This window comes from Allobosea sp. LjRoot90 (genome assembly GCF_964254315.1).
Classification (GTDB): domain Bacteria; phylum Pseudomonadota; class Alphaproteobacteria; order Rhizobiales; family Beijerinckiaceae; genus Allobosea.
Genome location: NZ_CAXUTF020000002.1, coordinates 564,710 through 580,850, shown reverse-complemented (window position 1 = coordinate 580,850; position 16,141 = coordinate 564,710). Strand labels below are relative to the sequence as shown.

The window sequence follows — 16,141 nt, the reverse complement described above, 5'->3', positions numbered from 1 at the left end:
TTCGGCTTAGAATCCGGCCAGCCCGAAGGTCTGGATGACGGCATAGTCCGCCAGCAGGCTGGCACAGGCGACCGCTCCAGCGACGCCGCTCTCAGGCCCGAAGGCGGCGCGCGCCACGCAATAGCGCAGCCGCAGCACGATCGTCGCGAAGGCGAGGGTCTGGAAGGCTGCGATGCCCGGATTGGACCAGCCCAGCGCGAAGACTGTCGCCGGCACCGCCATCAGCCCAGCCGACAGGATGGCTGACCAGTTCCAGATGATGATGAAGCCGGTGAAGCGCGGATTGTGGGTGAGGTTCGGCGCGATTCCGACCAGCAGCGCCGGCACGGTGAGCACCGCCAGCATCTCGGCGGTGACGACCGCGGCGAGCAGCCCGGGCGCATCGAAGAGCCCGCCACTGTTCGACAGGCCGGCAAGGGTTCGTTCGGCCGCCAGCACCGGGATCATCGACGGAATGGTCAGGATGAGCGCGAGATAGGAGCGCCAGAAGCCGTCACGGCTCAGGTCGAGATCGGGTAGGGCCCTGGCGTCGGCTGTGAGCAGGCGCCAGGAGGCGATCAGGGAACGCGTCACATCGTCGGCAGCCAGCCTCATGGCTCAACCCTCCTGACGTCACGGCATTAGACTTTCGTCTAACTGTGATCCCTCAGCCGGGTTCCGTCAAGATTGCAGTGGCGTGGCGAAATAGGTCTTCAGCAGCCGGTGCGTGATCCGCTCGAGCGTCTTGAGATCGGCGGTCGCGACCCGTTCGTCGATCTTGTGCATGGTCTGGCCGACGACGCCGTATTCGACCACCGGGCAGTAGTTCTTGATGAAGCGGGCATCGGAGGTCCCGCCGGTCGTCGACAGGGCAGGGCGCTTGCCGGTTTCAGCTTCGACTGCCTCGGCGACCATGGCGACGAATGGCCCGGGCTGGGTCAGGAAGGCGACGGCATTGGTCGGCTCGAAGGCGATCTCGTAGCGCACGGCATTGCCGGCTGCCTCGCGCAGCCGCCGCTCGATCTCGGCGGCCAGCGTCTCCGGCGTCCAGAGGTCGTTGAAGCGGATGTTGAACACGGCCCGGGCTTGCGACGGGATCACGTTCGTCGCGGGATTGCCGACATCGAGCGTCGTTACCTCGAGATTGCTCGGGTCGAAATGCTCGGTGCCGGCGTCGAGCGGGGTCGCGTCCAATGCCGCCAGCAGCCGGACCATGCCGCGGATCGGGTTCTGGGCCAGGTGCGGATAGCCGACATGGCCCTGCACGCCCTGGACGCTGAGCTTGCCGGTCAGCGAGCCGCGCCGGCCGATCTTGATCATGTCGCTCATCGTCGCTGGATTGGTCGGCTCGCCGAGCAGGCAATGGTCGAAGCGCTCGCCGCGCTGATCGGCCCAGGCCAGCAGCTTGACCGTGCCGTTGACGGCCGGTCCCTCCTCGTCGCCGGTGACGAGGAAGGCGATCGAGCCCGGCGCCTCCGGGTTCTCGCGGCGATAGCGGATCGCGGCAGCAACCATGGCGGCGAGTCCGCCCTTCATGTCGCAGGCGCCGCGGCCGTAGAGCACGCCATCGACGATCTCGGCTGCGAAGGGATCACGCGTCCAGGCGGCGAGATCACCAGGCGGCACGACGTCGGTATGGCCGGCGATGACGAGGACCGGCCCCTCGCTGCCGATGCGGGCATAGAGGTTCTCGATATCCGGCATGCCGGGCTCGGAGAAGATTGGGCGCTCGACATTGAAGCCCTCGGCGCTCAGCACGGCGCCGAGTAATGCGAGCGCGCCGCCCTCTGCCGGTGTTACCGAGGGGCAGCGGACCAACGCCTGAGTGAGGGCGATCGGGTCGGTGGGATCGAAGTCGAGGGGGGCGGGCGTGTTCGGGCTCATCGAGCCCGTTTAGCAGCCCCTTCTTGCGCCGCAAGCGCCGCATCGGGATCGACGCCCGGCATCAGGCCGAGATCGACCAGCGCGACCAGCCAGGCCATGGTCGAGATCGCGACCAGCGAAGGCGCCCAGGCATAGCCGAGCAGCGGCTGCAATTCCCGCGGCAGGACGATGGCGCAGATCAGCAGGATGCCGAAGAGCGACGAGCCGCCCCGGTCGGTGGCGCGCTTCGCCGCCAGCGCCGCCCAGGGAAACAGGGCAAAGGCGTTGGCGAAGGCAACGATCTTCGTCGCGGTGAATTTGTCGGTCAGTTGCGGCGCAACCCACTGGATCGCCAGCAGGCAGAGCGCGAGCGCAATGCTGCCGAGCCAGAACTGGCGTAGGCCGATGCGGCCGTCGATATCGGTGAACAGGCGGATTGCGGACATGCGTCAGGCTCCGATTCCGCATCTTTGCACGCCCGGGCGCCCGAATGAAGCATATGCTTAATAAAAGGTTAATGCCCGCGAACCGCTTGTATCGCCAGAGAAAATGCTTGAATGCGGGAGGCGGCGCCGCTAGCTGCGGAACGTCCGCCGAGCTTCGGAAAGGCCGTTCGGCCGACTGGCAGGCGAAAATATGTCCGGGCGGCACGCTGCGCCGCCGAGCGAGGTTTCCAGGATGACCATTCGTCTGCATCGCGGCGATCTGCCTGATGGGTTCCAGCCGGGGCCGATCCTGGCGATCGACACCGAGACCCTGGGGCTCAATCCGCAGCGCGACCGGCTCTGCGTGGTGCAGCTCTCGCGCGGTGACGGCACCGCCGATGTCGTGCAGATTCCGAAGGAAGCGCCGGCGCCGGCCAATCTCTGCCGCGTCCTCGCCGATCCCGGCGTGCTGAAGCTCTTTCACTTCGCCCGCTTCGACATTGCCGCGCTGGAGAAGGCGTTCGAGGTCGTCACCGCGCCGGTCTACTGCACCAAGATCGCCTCCAAGCTGGTGCGCACCTACACCGATCGGCACGGTTTGAAGGATCTGGTCCGGGAACTGCTCGGCATTGACTTGTCCAAGCAGCAGCAATCCTCCGATTGGGGCGCCGACACGCTCACCGAGGCGCAACTCGGCTACGCCGCGGCCGACGTGCTGCATCTTCACGCACTGAAGGCGAAGCTCGACGTGATGCTGGAGCGCGAAGGGCGCGCGCATCTCGCCAAGGCCTGCTTCGATTTCCTGCCGACGCGCGCCGAGCTCGATCTCGCTGGCTGGCCCGAGGTCGACATCTTCGCGCATACGTAAAGTTGAGTTATTTGAACTAAGCTGTTCGCCGGGCGGCTGCCGAACCGGTTGCGCGCGCTCATTGGAGCGCGCCGGTTCGACATGAAAAAGCCGCTGGTGGCTGGCAATGGGCGGGCATGACCTTGGCGATCACGACCCCTGAGACGCGGAGCCCGGCGGCGATGCGGGCGCAGATCCGGCAGCGCGCCTTCCAGACGGCGCGCCGGCATTCTGCGCTCGTGCGCGTGCTGCGGCGGCTGATCCCGGTCGGCGCTGTCGTCGCGGTGGTCGGCCTGATCGTCGTCCCCTTCCTCAATCCGTTGCGTCAGGTCGGTAATCTTTCGCTGGGCGGCATCAGCCTGTCGGGCGGCAAGGTCGTGATGGAGGCGCCGAAGCTCGCCGGCTATCGCAAGGACAATAGCCCCTATGAGGTCACGGCCGACTCGGCCCTCCAGGACGTGCGCAATCCGACGCAGATCGAACTGGTCAAGATGACGGCGCGGGTGCTGGTGAAGGACGAGGGCTGGATCAACATCAACGCGCAGAGCGGCCTTTTCGACCAGCAGAAGGAGAAGCTGAAACTGGTCGACGATGTGAAGATCCGCACCGAGTCGGGCTATGATGTCCGCATGCGCACGGCCGATGTCGACTTCAAGGGTGGAACCGTCAATTCGCGTGAGCCGGTCAAGGTCAATCTCGGCACGACCACGATTGACGCCGACACGCTCGACGTGAAGGACAATGGGGCGCTGATTACCTTCGAGGGCCGCGTGCATGTCCTGATCGAGAACGCGCCGGCGCGCAGCCTCGCTGGGCCGGAGCGCGAGGGCAGCACGCCCAATCTCGAAGCCCTTCGTTCCGCCGGCAAGCCGTAAGATCATCGCACCGAGCCATGCAGGTCAACCACAGGTCACCGATGAAACCCTTCGTTCTCGCTCTCGCTGCCCTGATCGCGCCGGCCCTGTCCGTCGCTGCTCAGGCTCAGCAGCCGCCCGCGCGATCCGGCTCGGCGCCTGCTGCAGCGCCCGCCGCCGCGAGTGCTACGCCAGCCAAGCCGGCCAAGCCGCGTGGCGGCGCCCCGGGCTCGCCCTTCGGCGGCATGGGCGGTGACAGCAAGGAGCCGATCAAGATCGACGCCAACAAGCTCGATGTGCTCGACAAGGACAACAAGGCGGTCTTTTCCGGCAATGTCGTTGCCGTACAGGGCGAGACCACCGTGCGCTGCTCGGTGATGACGGTGTTCTATGAAGGTCGTGGCCAGGGCGGCACGCCGAAGCCGGCCCAACCTGCCGCGCAGGGCCAGGGTCAGAGCAGTGACGGCGCGATCAAGCGCATCGAATGCACCGGACCGGTCACCGTTGTCTCGAAGACCCAGGCCGCGACCTCGGACAATGCCGTCTTCGATCGCGCCAACAACAAAGTGATCATGACCGGCAATGTCGCTTTGAACGATGGCCCGAACATCACCCGGGGCGACCAACTCGTCTATGATACGCAGACCGGCGTCGCCAACGTGACCTCGAAGGGCCGTGTCCAGGGCTTCTTCGTGCCGAATTCGGGCGAGGCCGGTAAGGACGGCAAGGACGGCAAGGATAAGGCGGGGGCCAAGCCGGCCGCCGCACCGACCAACTGAATTCCTTTGCGGCTGGGGCGGTCGCAGGAAGGCGTTGCCAGTTCGGCGCGCCTCGCATACCAGAGCGGACCCATGTCGAACGCCAGCAGCTCGCGCTTTCTCCTGTGACGGTGCCTCTTTCTCCTCCTCCCGCGGCTGGCCAGCAGGCGCAGCCCGGCGTGACGCGGCCGGCCAAGGCGCCGGCGGTGCGCTCTGGCGTGTTCGCCAGGCTCGGCGGACTCTTCGGCAAGGGCAAGGACAAGCCCGCGGCTGAAGAGGATGTGCAGCCTGGTCGCATCGCGAGCGCTGTCGGTGGCACCGGCATCCTGGCCGTCAGCGGCCTGCGCAAGACCTACGGTTCTCGCAACGTCGTGAGCGAGGCCTCGCTCTACGTCCGCAACGGCGAGGCGGTCGGGCTGCTGGGACCGAACGGCGCCGGCAAGACCACGATCTTCTACATGATCACCGGCCTGGTCAGCGCCGATATGGGTGTGATCTCGCTCGAAGGGAACGACATCACCACTCTGCCGATGTACCAGCGCGCCCGGCTCGGCATCGGCTACCTCCCGCAGGAGGCGTCGATCTTCCGCGGCCTCTCCGTCGAGGACAACATCCGCGCCGTGCTTGAAGTGGTCGAGCCGAACCGCAAGAAACGCGAACGCGAACTCGACAAGCTGCTCGACGAGTTCAACATCGCCCGCCTGCGCAAGGCGCCTTCGATCGCGCTCTCGGGCGGCGAGCGGCGGCGCTGCGAGATCGCCCGCGCGCTCGCCGGCCGCCCCTCCTTCATCCTGCTCGACGAGCCCTTCGCCGGTATCGACCCGATCGCGGTGGGGGATATCCAGGAACTGGTCCGGCAGTTGACCGATCGCGGCATCGGCGTGCTGATCACCGACCACAATGTCCGCGAGACTTTGGGCCTGGTCGACCGCGCCTACATCATCCATTCCGGCCGCGTGCTGACCGAAGGCTCGCCGGCCGAGATCATCGCCAATGCCGATGTCCGCCGCGTTTATCTCGGCGAGGACTTCCGTCTCTGAGCGGAATTGGCGGGCGCTCCGCCTGCCGATGTTGCAGCGCATTAACTTCCCGGGGCGAAAGCCCCCGAAGAGCTTTGACGCCGCCGCAGCCTCCGGCTAGTCTTGTTGACAGGCAAGAACCGTGCCGAATTGCCGCAGGCTGAGGAGTCGGGATCGCGATGGCGATGATGCCACGCATGGAGCTGCGCCAGGGCCAGTCCCTGGTGATGACGCCGCAATTGCTGCAGGCGATCAAGCTGCTCCAGCTCTCCCATCTCGAACTGCAGAGCTTCGTCGAGGGCGAGCTCGAGCGCAACCCGCTGCTCGAGCGCAGTGACGAGACTCCGGAGCTAGGTTCACTGAACGGTGCGGGTGAAAGCCCGCTCGCCGTTGACGCAGAAACCTATGCTCGTGCCGAGAGTCTCAACACCCAGGAAGGCATGGAGGGCCGGCTCGGCACCGGGCTCGACAATGTCTTTCAGAACGAGCAGCCGCAGGCGGCGCGGCTTGAGACGCAAGGGGCCGACAGCCTGCCGATCATCGGCGGCAGCTATGGTGGTTCCGGCGGTTCCTTCGACGAGGGGCCGGACGGCTTCGAAAGCAGCCTGACCAGCGAACTCTCGCTGCACGATCATCTCAGCGCCCAGCTCGACCTTGCGATGACCGCGCCGGCGGAGCGGCTGATCGGCAGCCATATCATCGATGGCGTCGACGATTCCGGCTATCTGAGCGAGCCTCTGGCCGATATCGCCGAGCGCCTCGGCGTTGACCTCGCCAGGGTCGAGGCGGTGCTCGCCGTCGTGCAGGGCTTCGACCCGAGCGGTGTCGCCGCCCGCGATGTCAGCGAGTGCCTGGCGATCCAGCTGCGCGAGCGCAACCGCTACGACCCGGCGATGCAGGCCTTGCTCGCCAACCTGCCGCTCCTCGCCAGGCGTGACTACGCCGCCCTGAAGCGGATCTGCGGGGTCGACGACGAGGATATCGCAGACATGGTCGCCGAGATCCGGCGGCTTGACCCAAAGCCCGGTCGCGCCTTCGGCGGCTCGGCTGCCGAGACTGTGGTGCCGGACGTCTTCATCCGCGCCGCGCCGGACGGCTCCTGGCTGGTCGACCTCAATCCCGACACCCTGCCGCGCGTGCTGGTCAACCAGACCTATCATGCCCGCGTTTCGAAGGCTGTGCGGAACGATGCGGAGAAGGCGTTCATCGCCGAATGCCTGCAGACGGCGAACTGGCTGACACGCTCGCTCGAGCAGCGCGCCCGCACCATCCTCAAGGTCGCCAGCGAGATCGTGCGCCAGCAGGACGGCTTCTTCGCCCACGGTGTCGAGCATTTGCGTCCGCTCAACCTGAAAACGGTCGCCGATGCGATCAGCATGCATGAATCGACCGTCTCGCGCGTCACCTCGAACAAGTATCTCGCCTGCTCACGCGGCGTCTTCGAGATGAAGTACTTCTTTTCCGCCGCGATTGCCGCAACCGGCTATGGCGAGGCACATTCGGCCGAGGCCGTGCGCCACCGCATCAAGCAGATGATCGACGAGGAGGCGCCAGGTGACGTGCTCTCCGATGACGCCATCGTCGTCAAGCTGAAGGGGAACGGCGTCGACATCGCCCGCCGAACCGTGGCGAAGTATCGGGAATCGCTGCGCATTCCATCCTCGATGGAGCGCCGTCGCGAAAAGGCGGCGATGGCGCTCGCTGTACGCTGAGCCCCCGGGCGCTCGCCGGCGCCCGGCTTGGTTGGCATCACGCTGCGGCAGCTGCCGCAAGACACGCGTCGTGGGGCATGCCGCCTGTGCAGCTCCGCCCGGCGATGCATTGACAACCTCGGGGGCCCGTCCTTACCTCCTTAGGATGGTCGGCTACTGACCATGGCGACAAGAAGGGGAAGCACTCCATGAGCTTGCGAATCTCCGGCAAGAATCTCGATGTCGGCGAGGCCCTGCGCGGCCAGGCCGAAGCCAGGGTCGCCGCAGCGTTGGGCAAGTACTATGAGGGCGGCTACCAGGGCCACGTCACCGTCGGCAAGGACGGCACCGCGTTCAAGACCGATGGCGTCCTGCATCTCTCCTCCGGCATCACGCTCGAAGCCTCCGCCACTGCGCACGATCCCTACGCCAGCCTCGACAAGATGGCCGAGCGTATCGAGAAGCGGCTGCGTCGCTACAAGCGAAGACTGAAAGATCGCGCTGCGGCCACCAACGGGCGCGAGCCCGGGCTGGAAATCCCCAGCTATGTGATCGCTGCCCCCGATGAGGATATCGAAGAGCACGAGGCCGATCACGCCGGCGAGAATCCGGTGATCGTGGCGGAATCGACCAAATCCCTGCACCAGATGACGGTTGGCGATGCGGTCGCTGAGCTCGACCTGACCGGCGCGCCTGTGGTTATCTTCCGCCATGCTGGCAATGGCCGCATGAACGTCGTATACCGCCGCCGCGACGGCAATATCGGCTGGATCGATCCGCCGGCTTCTCTTTCTTGAAGTCTCGCCGCTGATGGAGCTCGGGCGCCGGCCGGGATGCCGGTGGCGCCTGCGTTCCGGCACGGGACATGCATGGATTGGCCTATGACGCTGACCGATCTTCTCCGACCCGACGCGGTGATCTCACCGCTGCGTGCCAACAGCAAGAAACAGGCCTTGCAGGAGCTGGCGCAGCACGCCGCCCTGCTGACCGGCCTGCCCGAGCGCGAACTCTTCGAAGCCCTGCTCCAGCGCGAGCGCCTGGGCTCGACCGGGATCGGCGACGGCATCGCGATTCCGCACGGCCGGATGGCCGGTATCGACCGGCTCGTCGGCCTGTTCGGCCGCGCCGATAAGCCGATCGACTTCGAGGCGCTGGACGGTCAGCCGGTTGACATCGTCTTCGTGCTGATCGCCCCGGAAGGGGCGGGGGCCGACCACCTGAAGGCACTGGCCCGCGTCGCGCGCGTGCTGCGCAACCAGTCGGTTCTGGAGCAGGTGCGCCATGCGCATGACCCGGCCGCCATCTACGCCATCCTGGCGGAGACTGCTGCCAAGGCGGCCTGAGAGAGGCAGCACGGGGCTGCCGCTTCCCTGGAATGATCTCAATCTAGGCTTGGAGGCCTTGCGCCAAGCGGCTATGACGCGGCCGAAACCGTGAGGCGCCGCGCGTTCTGCACATGGCGTCGTCGAACCGACGGAGCGCCGCCGATGGCCTATACCCATGTCGATCTCTTCCCGCTCGGCGAGGACAAGACGCCCTACCGTTCGCTCGGCAGCGACGGGGTCACGGTCGAGACGGTCGGCGGGCGCGAGGTCCTGAGCGTCTCGCGCGACGCGATCAAGCGGCTCTCCGAGCAGGCCTTCATCGACATCAACCATCTGCTGCGGCCCGGCCACCTCGCCCAGCTTGCGAAAATCCTCGACGACCCCGAGGCGACCTCGAATGACCGCTTCGTCGCCTATGACCTGCTCAAGAATGCGGGCATCGCAGCCGGTGGCGTGCTGCCCATGTGCCAGGACACCGGCACCGCGATCATCATGGGCAAGAAGGGCCGCAAGGTCTGGACCGAAGGGGAGGATGAGGCGGCGCTCGGCGAAGGCGTCTACGACGCCTATCTCAAGCGCAATCTGCGCTATTCGCAGGTCGCAGCCCTTTCCATGTTCGAGGAGAAGAACACCGCGACCAACCTGCCGGCGCAGATCGACATCTATGCCGAGGGCCAAGGGCCCAACGACTCCGCCTACAAATTCCTCTTCGTCGCCAAGGGCGGTGGCTCGGCCAACAAGACCTTCCTCTTCCAGGCGACGCCTTCGCTCCTGACCAAGGACCGGATGATGGCGTTCCTGAAGGAAAAGATCCTGACGCTCGGCACCGCCGCCTGCCCGCCCTACCACCTCGCCATCGTCATCGGCGGCACCTCGGCCGAGCAGAACCTCAAGACGGTCAAGCTCGCCTCGACCAAATATCTCGACGCGCTGCCGACGAAGGGCTCGCCCTCCGGTCACGCCTTCCGCGACATCGAGATGGAGGAGGAGGTCCACAAGTTGACCCAGGCGCTCGGCGTCGGCGCGCAGTTCGGCGGCAAGTATTTCTGCCATGACGTGCGTGTCATCCGCCTGCCACGCCACGGCGCCTCGCTGCCGATCGGGCTCGGCGTCTCCTGCTCGGCCGACCGTCAGGCCAAGGGCAAGATCACCAAGGACGGGATCTTCCTCGAGGCGCTCGAGACCGATCCGTCGAAGTACCTGCCCGAGATCGACCAGGCCAAGCTCGGCGGCGATGTCGTCAAGGTCGATCTTAATCGGCCAATGAGCGAGATTCTCGCCACATTGACGCAATACCCGGTGAAGACCCGGCTCTCGCTGACCGGGACGATCATCGTCGCGCGCGACTCGGCCCATGCCAAGATCCGCGAGCGGCTGGAGAACGGCCAGGGCATGCCGGACTACCTGAAGAACCATCCGGTCTATTATGCCGGCCCGGCCAAGACGCCGGAGGGCTTCGCCTCGGGCTCGTTCGGCCCGACCACGGCAGGCCGGATGGATTCCTTCGTCGACCAGTTCCAGTCCTTCGGCGGCTCGATGATCATGCTCGCCAAGGGCAACCGCTCGGCGCAAGTCCGCGAGGCCTGCAAGGCGCATGGCGGCTTCTATCTTGGCTCGATCGGTGGGCCGGCAGCGCGCCTCGCCCAGGACTGCATCCGCAAGGTCGAGGTGCTCGAATATCCCGAGCTCGGCATGGAAGCGGTCTGGCGCATCGAGGTCGAGGATTTCCCGGCCTTCATCGTCATCGACGACAAGGGCAACGACTTCTTCAAGGAGCTGAATCTCGGATGATCGTCCGCGTCGCGTTCGCCGCCCTGCTGATCCTTGTACCTGCCGTAGCGCTGGCACAATCGCGTCCCGTTCCGGCGACGTGCACGCGCGATCTGTTCCAGAACGAGGCGGCGATGCGCCAGCGGCAATATCGCATGCAGCAGGTCGCCACGGCCGATCAGGCGACGCAGTGCGCGGCCTGGCGCGACCATGTCGCCTTCATGCAGAAGGCCCGTTCCGTCTTCGCCACCTGCCAGAGCGGACGGCAGCGCGAGGAAAATGTCGGCCAGATGGACCAGTCGCTGGCCGACTACCGCCTGCTGCTCGCCAATCGCTGCGGAGGCCGTTGACTACCTGATCTCTGGCGGTTGGCCGAGCTGCGCCTTGAAAAAGGCGAGCACGCGGGCGTTGAAATCGGCGTGGAACGCGGCCCGGTCGAAACCGGGCTGATCGCTGCAGAGCTCGCCAGCCGACTGGGCCAGCTCGGCCGGGCAGGGCGGCAGGAAGGAGAAATGCTGGGAGCCGGGCACGGCGCGGAATTCGGGCTTTACCGGCAGCCAGTCCGCTATGTCTGCGACACTGGCCGGGGTCACGCCGTCACCTCCGTGCTCTGAGCCCCAGAGCTGAACCGGCACCAGCACGTTCTTGAAGCTCTGCTGCGTAAAGAAGACGCTGAGCGGGTCGGCGATGACCGCAGCCTTGATGCGCGGATCATGGCTGAGTTCCGGCAGTTCTCCCATGCGGACCTGATCGCAGAGCGGGCTGTTATTGCCCTCGCAGAGCCTGAGGCGCTTACCGAAATATGGATTGGCGCCGACGGCGACGAGTCCGGTATAGCCGCCCCGCGAGAAGCCGAAGAATCCGATCCGCTCGGCATCGACCCTGGCCGCATCGGGCCATGAGCCGAGCATGTAATCGACCGCGCGCTTGATGTCGGCCGGCCGCTCGACGAAGACCGAGAACTCGCGCGTACGGCTCTGGTCCAGGCTGGTGTCGCCGGGGTGGTTGATGGCGACGACGATGAAGCCGGCGTCGGCCAGAACCTCTGCCGTGTCACGGTGTCCGAGGAAGCTGCCGGTCCTGCCGTGCGAAACCACGATGAGCGGACGTTTCTCACCCGCGAGCGGACAATTCATGACGACGGACATGGCGAAAGGGCCGAGTTTCACCTCGCTCGGCGGCCGCGTGCACGGATACCAGACCGCGCCCTTCAACGGCTGAAGTAGCCCTTCGGCCGGAATTTCGACGGGCTTGAACCCGGCCGCCTGCGCCAGGGAGGGCACAAGGCAAAGGGCGATCCAGCAGAGGAGACGGCTGAGGTTCATGGCATGCTCGCGCTGCGGATGGGGATCAGGAGGTCGGTGCGCAACGCGGCAGGCGCTATCCCGCGCGATGACGTGTCGAGATAATGCTCCAGTATGGGCCGATCATCCGGCTCGTAGCCGCTGCCCGGCATCCAGTTCGTGTAGATGGCTTGCACGGCGGCTTTGATGCGGGTGTACGGACCGGTCAGCCGGTGCACGGCATAGTGGCCGCCGGGGATCTCCAGCGCCTCGATCTCTGTATCCTCTGGCCAAGGATCGGGCGAGGCGATGGCGGCGTAGTATCTGAAGCGATCGGCATGTTCGGGATTGCCGAAGGAGGCACCCCATTTCCCCGAGATCGTTCGTATGCCGGCGCGCAGACGCAGCTGCCGGTGCGTGTGAGGAATGGTGGCGAACGACCCGACATGCCGTAGCGCATGCAGCCATTGCGCCGGTCGTTCGACGATCGCGACAGTCGGCATGGCTTCATCGTCGCTGTCGTTACTGGCCGCCTGGTCGACGGTGAGGATCGCGCGCCTCATCTGCTGCCGGAATGCACGCGGCGACTGCCCGGTGAACTGGTGAAAGGCGCGCGTGAAGGCCTGCGGGCTATCATAGCCGACAGTCAGTGCCACTTGTGTGATGCTTTCATTCGAGCCGGTCAGGAGGCGTGTCGCGAGGGCCAGTCGGACTCGGCGGATCGTGGCCGCCGTCGTCTCGCCCACCACGCCGGCGTAGACACGGTGAAAATGGAAGGGCGAGAAATTGGCGAGGCGTGCGAGATCGTCGAGACGAAAGTCGGCCATCGGATCAGCAACGATGGCGGCGACCGCACGAGCCACGCGAGCGCGATAATCCTGTACTGTTCGATCGCTGGCCATCGAGAATAGCCTGCCCTATCGGTGAGCCGGAAACTTAGCTGCTTTTGCTAAAGTACCCGGAACGGGACCGGTCCGTTTCCTCATCATGCATCCCGATTCACCTCATGGATGTGAATGCCGCAATCGTCTTGCCCCCGAAACGCAGCGTGGCGAACGGGTTTGGGCAGGGCGGCATTTGAGGTATGGCTGTCGCGCCGCCGCCCTGCCGTGTTGCACCGCTGGGTTTCTGATGTGAGCAGCCACGAGATGATGGATGACTAGCGATACGACCTCTCCGCTCGGCATCGCCGTCGTGCCGGTGACGCCTTTCCAGCAGAACTGCTCGATCGTCTGGTGCACGCGCACCAAGGAGGCTGCGGTCGTCGATCCCGGTGGCGATGTCGAGCGCATTCGCGGCGCGCTGACGGAACTGGGTGTAACCCCGGTCGCGATCTGGCTGACCCATGGCCATATCGATCATGCCGGTGGCGCGACCGAGCTCGCCGGCGTGCTGAACCTGCCGATCGTCGGGCCGCACGAGGCCGACAAATTCCTGCTCGACGCGCTACCGCAGCAGGGGCTGATGTTCGAGATGCGGGGTGTGCAGGCGGTAACGCCGACGCGTTGGCTCGCCGAGGGCGACAGCGTTTCGGTCGGCGATGTCAGCTTTTCCGTGCAGCATGTGCCTGGGCATACGCCCGGCCATGTCACACTCTTCCAGAAGGATCTGCGCTTCCTGCTCGCCGGCGACACGATCTTCGCCGGCTCGGTCGGCCGCACCGATTTCCCCTATGGCAACCACAAGGACCTGATCGGCGGCATCAAGGGCAAGCTGCTGCCGCTCGGCGACGACGTTCAGTTCCTGCCCGGCCACGGCCCGGCCAGCACGCTCGGCGAGGAGCGCCAGACCAATCCGTTCCTGCAGGGGTGAGGGAGCCGTCGGGGCCGTCATTCTCGGGCGAAGCGAAGCGCAGACCCGAGAATCTCATGACGAGAAGGCGCTGATCGGAGCCTCTTTCAGCCTGAGATGCTCGGGTCAAGCCCGAGCATGACGCGGTTGAAGGGCTCCAGAAACGCTAACGGCCATGTCCGGAAGGGCGCGCGTACATCCGGCGTCGCTGGCTTCGGGTTCATGGCCGTCTTCAACGGGACGGAGGGCGGTGGAACGCCCTCGACATCACCGTGACCCCGATATGGGATTATGATCCTGTCATTGCAAGGGCGGTTCCATGAAAAACCGGCCGCGTCCTTAGGCGCTCGCTCGCGTTGCCGGTTTCGCGGCCCATGCGATAGTCGCGGCCATGTGGGAGATTCTCTCGACCTATTGGCCGCATATCCTCGGCGTCGTCTCGCTGGCGCTGACCGTCGTCGCGGCCAGCCATGCCGCGATGACCAAGGACGAGGTGCGCGCCGCCATCGGCTGGGTCGGCGTCATCGTGCTCTCGCCGATCATCGGGCCGTTGATCTATGCGGTGGGTGGTATCAACCGCATCCGTCGCGCCGCGATCGTCTCGCAGCGCAAGCCGAAGCTCGGTGCCGATCCGCTGGCGCAGACATTCGAGGTCTCGAACGCCGACATCGCCCGCGATTTCGGACGCCGCTTCGCCGCGCTGAAGACCCTGGGCGACAAGGCGACGCGCCGCCATCTCAAGTCAGGCAATGCGATTGCGGTGCTCAGGACTGGCGACCAGGCCTATGCGGCGATGGCAGAGGCGATCACGGCGGCCGAGCGCTCGATCATCCTCGAGAGCTATATCTTCGATCGCGATCCGCTCGGCTTGCGCATCGCTGCCGCGCTGATCGCGGCGGTTCGGCGCGGCGTCGATGTGCGCGTGCTGATCGATGCCGTCGGCGCGCGCTATTCGGTGCCGAGCATCGTCGGCCATCTGCAAAAGAACGGCGTGCCGACCGAGGTCTTCAACGGCAACATCATCATTGGCCTGAGGCTGCCCTATGCGAACCTGCGCACCCACCGCAAATTGCTGATCGTCGACGGGCGGATCGCCTTCGCCGGCGGCATGAACATCCGCCAGGGCTTCACCTCCGAATTCGCCGGCGAGGCTGCGGCCCACGATACGCATTTCCGCGTCGAGGGGCCGGTCGTCGAGGATCTGTTCGCCGTCGCGGCTGAGGATTGGCGCTTCGCTTCGGGCGAGGAGCTCGCCGGCGATACCTGGGCAGTCACGCCGGCGGTGGCGCCGCAAGGTCCGACCGTGCTGATGCGCGCGGTTGCATCTGGCCCCGACGCCAGCCTGGAGACCAACCACAAGCTGCTGATCGGCGCTTTCTCGGTGGCGCGGGCCTCGATCCGGATCATGTCGCCCTATTTCCTGCCGGATCGCGAACTGATCAGTGCGCTGATTACCGCGGCGCGGCGCGGCGTCGCCATCGACATCGTCGTGCCCGACGTCAACAACCTCGTCCTGGTCGACCGCGCCATGCGGGCGCAGTTCGACCAGGTGCTGAAGGATGGCTGCAAGGTCTGGCGCGCCACCGGCTCGTTCGATCACTCCAAGCTGCTCGCGATCGATGGTGCCTGGGCTTATGTCGGCTCGTCCAATCTCGATGCGCGCTCGCTGCGGCTGAACTTCGAGATCGACCTCGAAGTGCTCGACGAGGATTTCGCTGGAGGTATCGAGCAGCGCATCGACGCGGCGATCGCCAGAGCACGGCCGGTCACGCTGAAGGGGCTGCGGTCACGACCCTTCCCCTTGCGCCTGCTCGACCGGATGCTCTGGCTCTGGTCGCCCTATTTGTGAGGGTAGCGGCTTCACGGGGCAGGCCATTTACCGTCATGGTCGGGCTTGTCCCGACCACCCACGTCTTCGTTTCACTGATCGAGTTTGGTGGTCAAGACGTGGATGCTCGCCACAAGGGCGAGCATGACGGTGCGGGGCCTCAGGCGTCGAACACGCCCTTGAGGAAGTCCTGCTTGCCGACCTGGAAGCCGTTCTCTCGCAGGATGTCGTAGGCCGTCGTGGCGTGGAAATAGAAATTCGGCACGGCAAAGCGGGTGAGGTAGTCGACGCCCTTCATCGTCACGGTCGCCGACGGGCCGCGCGGGAAGGTCACGTCCTTGTCGAGCCCGGCGTCGAGCGCCGCCTTGTCGACCGAGGCGATGAAGTCGAGAGTTTTCGCGATCCGTGCCTTCAGCTCCTCGAAGCTCTTCTCCTCGTCGGGAAAACGCGGATTCTCGGCTCCGCTCACCCGGGCGGCCGCGTTCTTGGCGAAGTCCGACATCAGCTGAATCTGCCGGGTGAAGGACAGCATGTCCGGGGCGAGCCGGCTCGAGAGCAGCACCTCCGGCTGGATCTTGCGCTCGGACGCCTCAGAGCCCGCCTTGTCGAGGATCGCGTCGAGCGCCTTCAGGGTCTGGATGAAACCCGGGAAGACGGCGGCATAAGCGGAAAGCGGCATCGGAAATCCTCACCAACGAAAACGGGCCC

Annotated in this window: 17 protein-coding genes; 11 read left to right on the top strand and 6 right to left on the bottom strand. The window is 65.7% G+C overall.

Annotated features, from left to right (window positions below; all coding sequences use genetic code 11):
* Positions 1-6 precede the first annotated feature (6 nt).
* The 3 genes from ACSQ3M_RS09460 to ACSQ3M_RS09450 all read right to left on the bottom strand — a co-directional run bounded on the left by ACSQ3M_RS09460 (position 7) and on the right by ACSQ3M_RS09450 (position 2,288).
* Positions 7-594: a hypothetical protein gene (locus ACSQ3M_RS09460; RefSeq protein ID WP_436149806.1), complete on the bottom strand. Its 588-nt coding sequence runs from the start codon at positions 592-594 to the stop codon at positions 7-9.
* Between the two features lie 66 nt (positions 595-660).
* A complete protein-coding gene (gene dapE / locus ACSQ3M_RS09455; protein WP_436149805.1) occupies positions 661-1,863 on the bottom strand; it encodes a succinyl-diaminopimelate desuccinylase in 1,203 nt (400 codons plus the stop codon).
* Positions 1,860-2,288, bottom strand: coding sequence for a DUF805 domain-containing protein (locus ACSQ3M_RS09450; RefSeq protein WP_436149804.1), 429 nt, complete (start codon positions 2,286-2,288; stop codon positions 1,860-1,862). The genes dapE and ACSQ3M_RS09450 overlap by 4 nt, the downstream gene beginning before the upstream one ends.
* A gap of 232 nt (positions 2,289-2,520) precedes the next feature.
* On the opposite strand from ACSQ3M_RS09450, the gene ACSQ3M_RS09445 reads away from it, so the two are divergent.
* The 9 genes from ACSQ3M_RS09445 to ACSQ3M_RS09405 all read left to right on the top strand — a co-directional run bounded on the left by ACSQ3M_RS09445 (position 2,521) and on the right by ACSQ3M_RS09405 (position 10,881).
* Positions 2,521-3,135: a ribonuclease D gene (locus ACSQ3M_RS09445; protein WP_436149803.1), complete on the top strand. Its 615-nt coding sequence runs from the start codon at positions 2,521-2,523 to the stop codon at positions 3,133-3,135.
* Positions 3,136-3,251: 116 nt separating this feature from the next.
* On the top strand, positions 3,252-3,989 hold the full coding sequence (gene lptC, locus ACSQ3M_RS09440) for an LPS export ABC transporter periplasmic protein LptC (RefSeq protein WP_436149802.1): 738 nt from the start codon (positions 3,252-3,254) through the stop codon (positions 3,987-3,989).
* A gap of 41 nt (positions 3,990-4,030) precedes the next feature.
* Complete coding sequence (locus ACSQ3M_RS09435; RefSeq protein ID WP_436149801.1) at positions 4,031-4,747, top strand: LptA/OstA family protein; 717 nt, start codon at positions 4,031-4,033, stop codon at positions 4,745-4,747.
* A gap of 158 nt (positions 4,748-4,905) precedes the next feature.
* Entirely contained in the window at positions 4,906-5,766 is an 861-nt protein-coding gene (gene lptB, locus ACSQ3M_RS09430) for an LPS export ABC transporter ATP-binding protein (RefSeq protein ID WP_436149800.1), read from the top strand.
* A 158-nt stretch (positions 5,767-5,924) separates the two neighbouring features.
* A complete protein-coding gene (rpoN, locus tag ACSQ3M_RS09425; RefSeq protein ID WP_436149799.1) occupies positions 5,925-7,457 on the top strand; it encodes an RNA polymerase factor sigma-54 in 1,533 nt (510 codons plus the stop codon).
* A gap of 188 nt (positions 7,458-7,645) precedes the next feature.
* Positions 7,646-8,233: a ribosome hibernation-promoting factor, HPF/YfiA family gene (gene hpf / locus ACSQ3M_RS09420; RefSeq protein WP_436149798.1), complete on the top strand. Its 588-nt coding sequence runs from the start codon at positions 7,646-7,648 to the stop codon at positions 8,231-8,233.
* Between the two features lie 84 nt (positions 8,234-8,317).
* Entirely contained in the window at positions 8,318-8,779 is a 462-nt protein-coding gene (gene ptsN, locus ACSQ3M_RS09415) for a PTS IIA-like nitrogen regulatory protein PtsN (protein WP_436149797.1), read from the top strand.
* A 144-nt stretch (positions 8,780-8,923) separates the two neighbouring features.
* Positions 8,924-10,552 (top strand): fumarate hydratase, encoded by a 1,629-nt coding sequence (locus tag ACSQ3M_RS09410; protein ID WP_436149796.1) that lies wholly within the window; start codon positions 8,924-8,926, stop codon positions 10,550-10,552.
* Positions 10,549-10,881: a hypothetical protein gene (locus ACSQ3M_RS09405; protein ID WP_436149795.1), complete on the top strand. Its 333-nt coding sequence runs from the start codon at positions 10,549-10,551 to the stop codon at positions 10,879-10,881. Before ACSQ3M_RS09410 ends, ACSQ3M_RS09405 begins: the two co-directional genes overlap by 4 nt.
* Here the strand turns inward: ACSQ3M_RS09405 and ACSQ3M_RS09400 are convergent, their stop codons facing one another.
* Both ACSQ3M_RS09400 and ACSQ3M_RS09395 read right to left on the bottom strand, forming a co-directional pair.
* Positions 10,882-11,856, bottom strand: a complete 975-nt coding sequence (locus tag ACSQ3M_RS09400) for an alpha/beta hydrolase family protein (protein WP_436149794.1) — start codon at positions 11,854-11,856, stop codon at positions 10,882-10,884.
* Positions 11,853-12,716: an AraC family transcriptional regulator gene (locus ACSQ3M_RS09395; RefSeq protein WP_436149793.1), complete on the bottom strand. Its 864-nt coding sequence runs from the start codon at positions 12,714-12,716 to the stop codon at positions 11,853-11,855. The genes ACSQ3M_RS09400 and ACSQ3M_RS09395 overlap by 4 nt, the downstream gene beginning before the upstream one ends.
* A gap of 253 nt (positions 12,717-12,969) precedes the next feature.
* On the opposite strand from ACSQ3M_RS09395, the gene ACSQ3M_RS09390 reads away from it, so the two are divergent.
* Positions 12,970-13,626 (top strand): MBL fold metallo-hydrolase, encoded by a 657-nt coding sequence (locus ACSQ3M_RS09390; protein WP_436149792.1) that lies wholly within the window; start codon positions 12,970-12,972, stop codon positions 13,624-13,626.
* Between the two features lie 370 nt (positions 13,627-13,996).
* Positions 13,997-15,454, top strand: a complete 1,458-nt coding sequence (locus ACSQ3M_RS09385) for a phospholipase D-like domain-containing protein (protein WP_436149791.1) — start codon at positions 13,997-13,999, stop codon at positions 15,452-15,454.
* Positions 15,455-15,593: 139 nt separating this feature from the next.
* Here ACSQ3M_RS09385 and ACSQ3M_RS09380 read toward each other — a convergent pair whose 3' ends face one another.
* Positions 15,594-16,112, bottom strand: a complete 519-nt coding sequence (locus ACSQ3M_RS09380; RefSeq protein ID WP_436149790.1) for a DUF1993 domain-containing protein — start codon at positions 16,110-16,112, stop codon at positions 15,594-15,596.
* Positions 16,113-16,141: the final 29 nt, after the last annotated feature.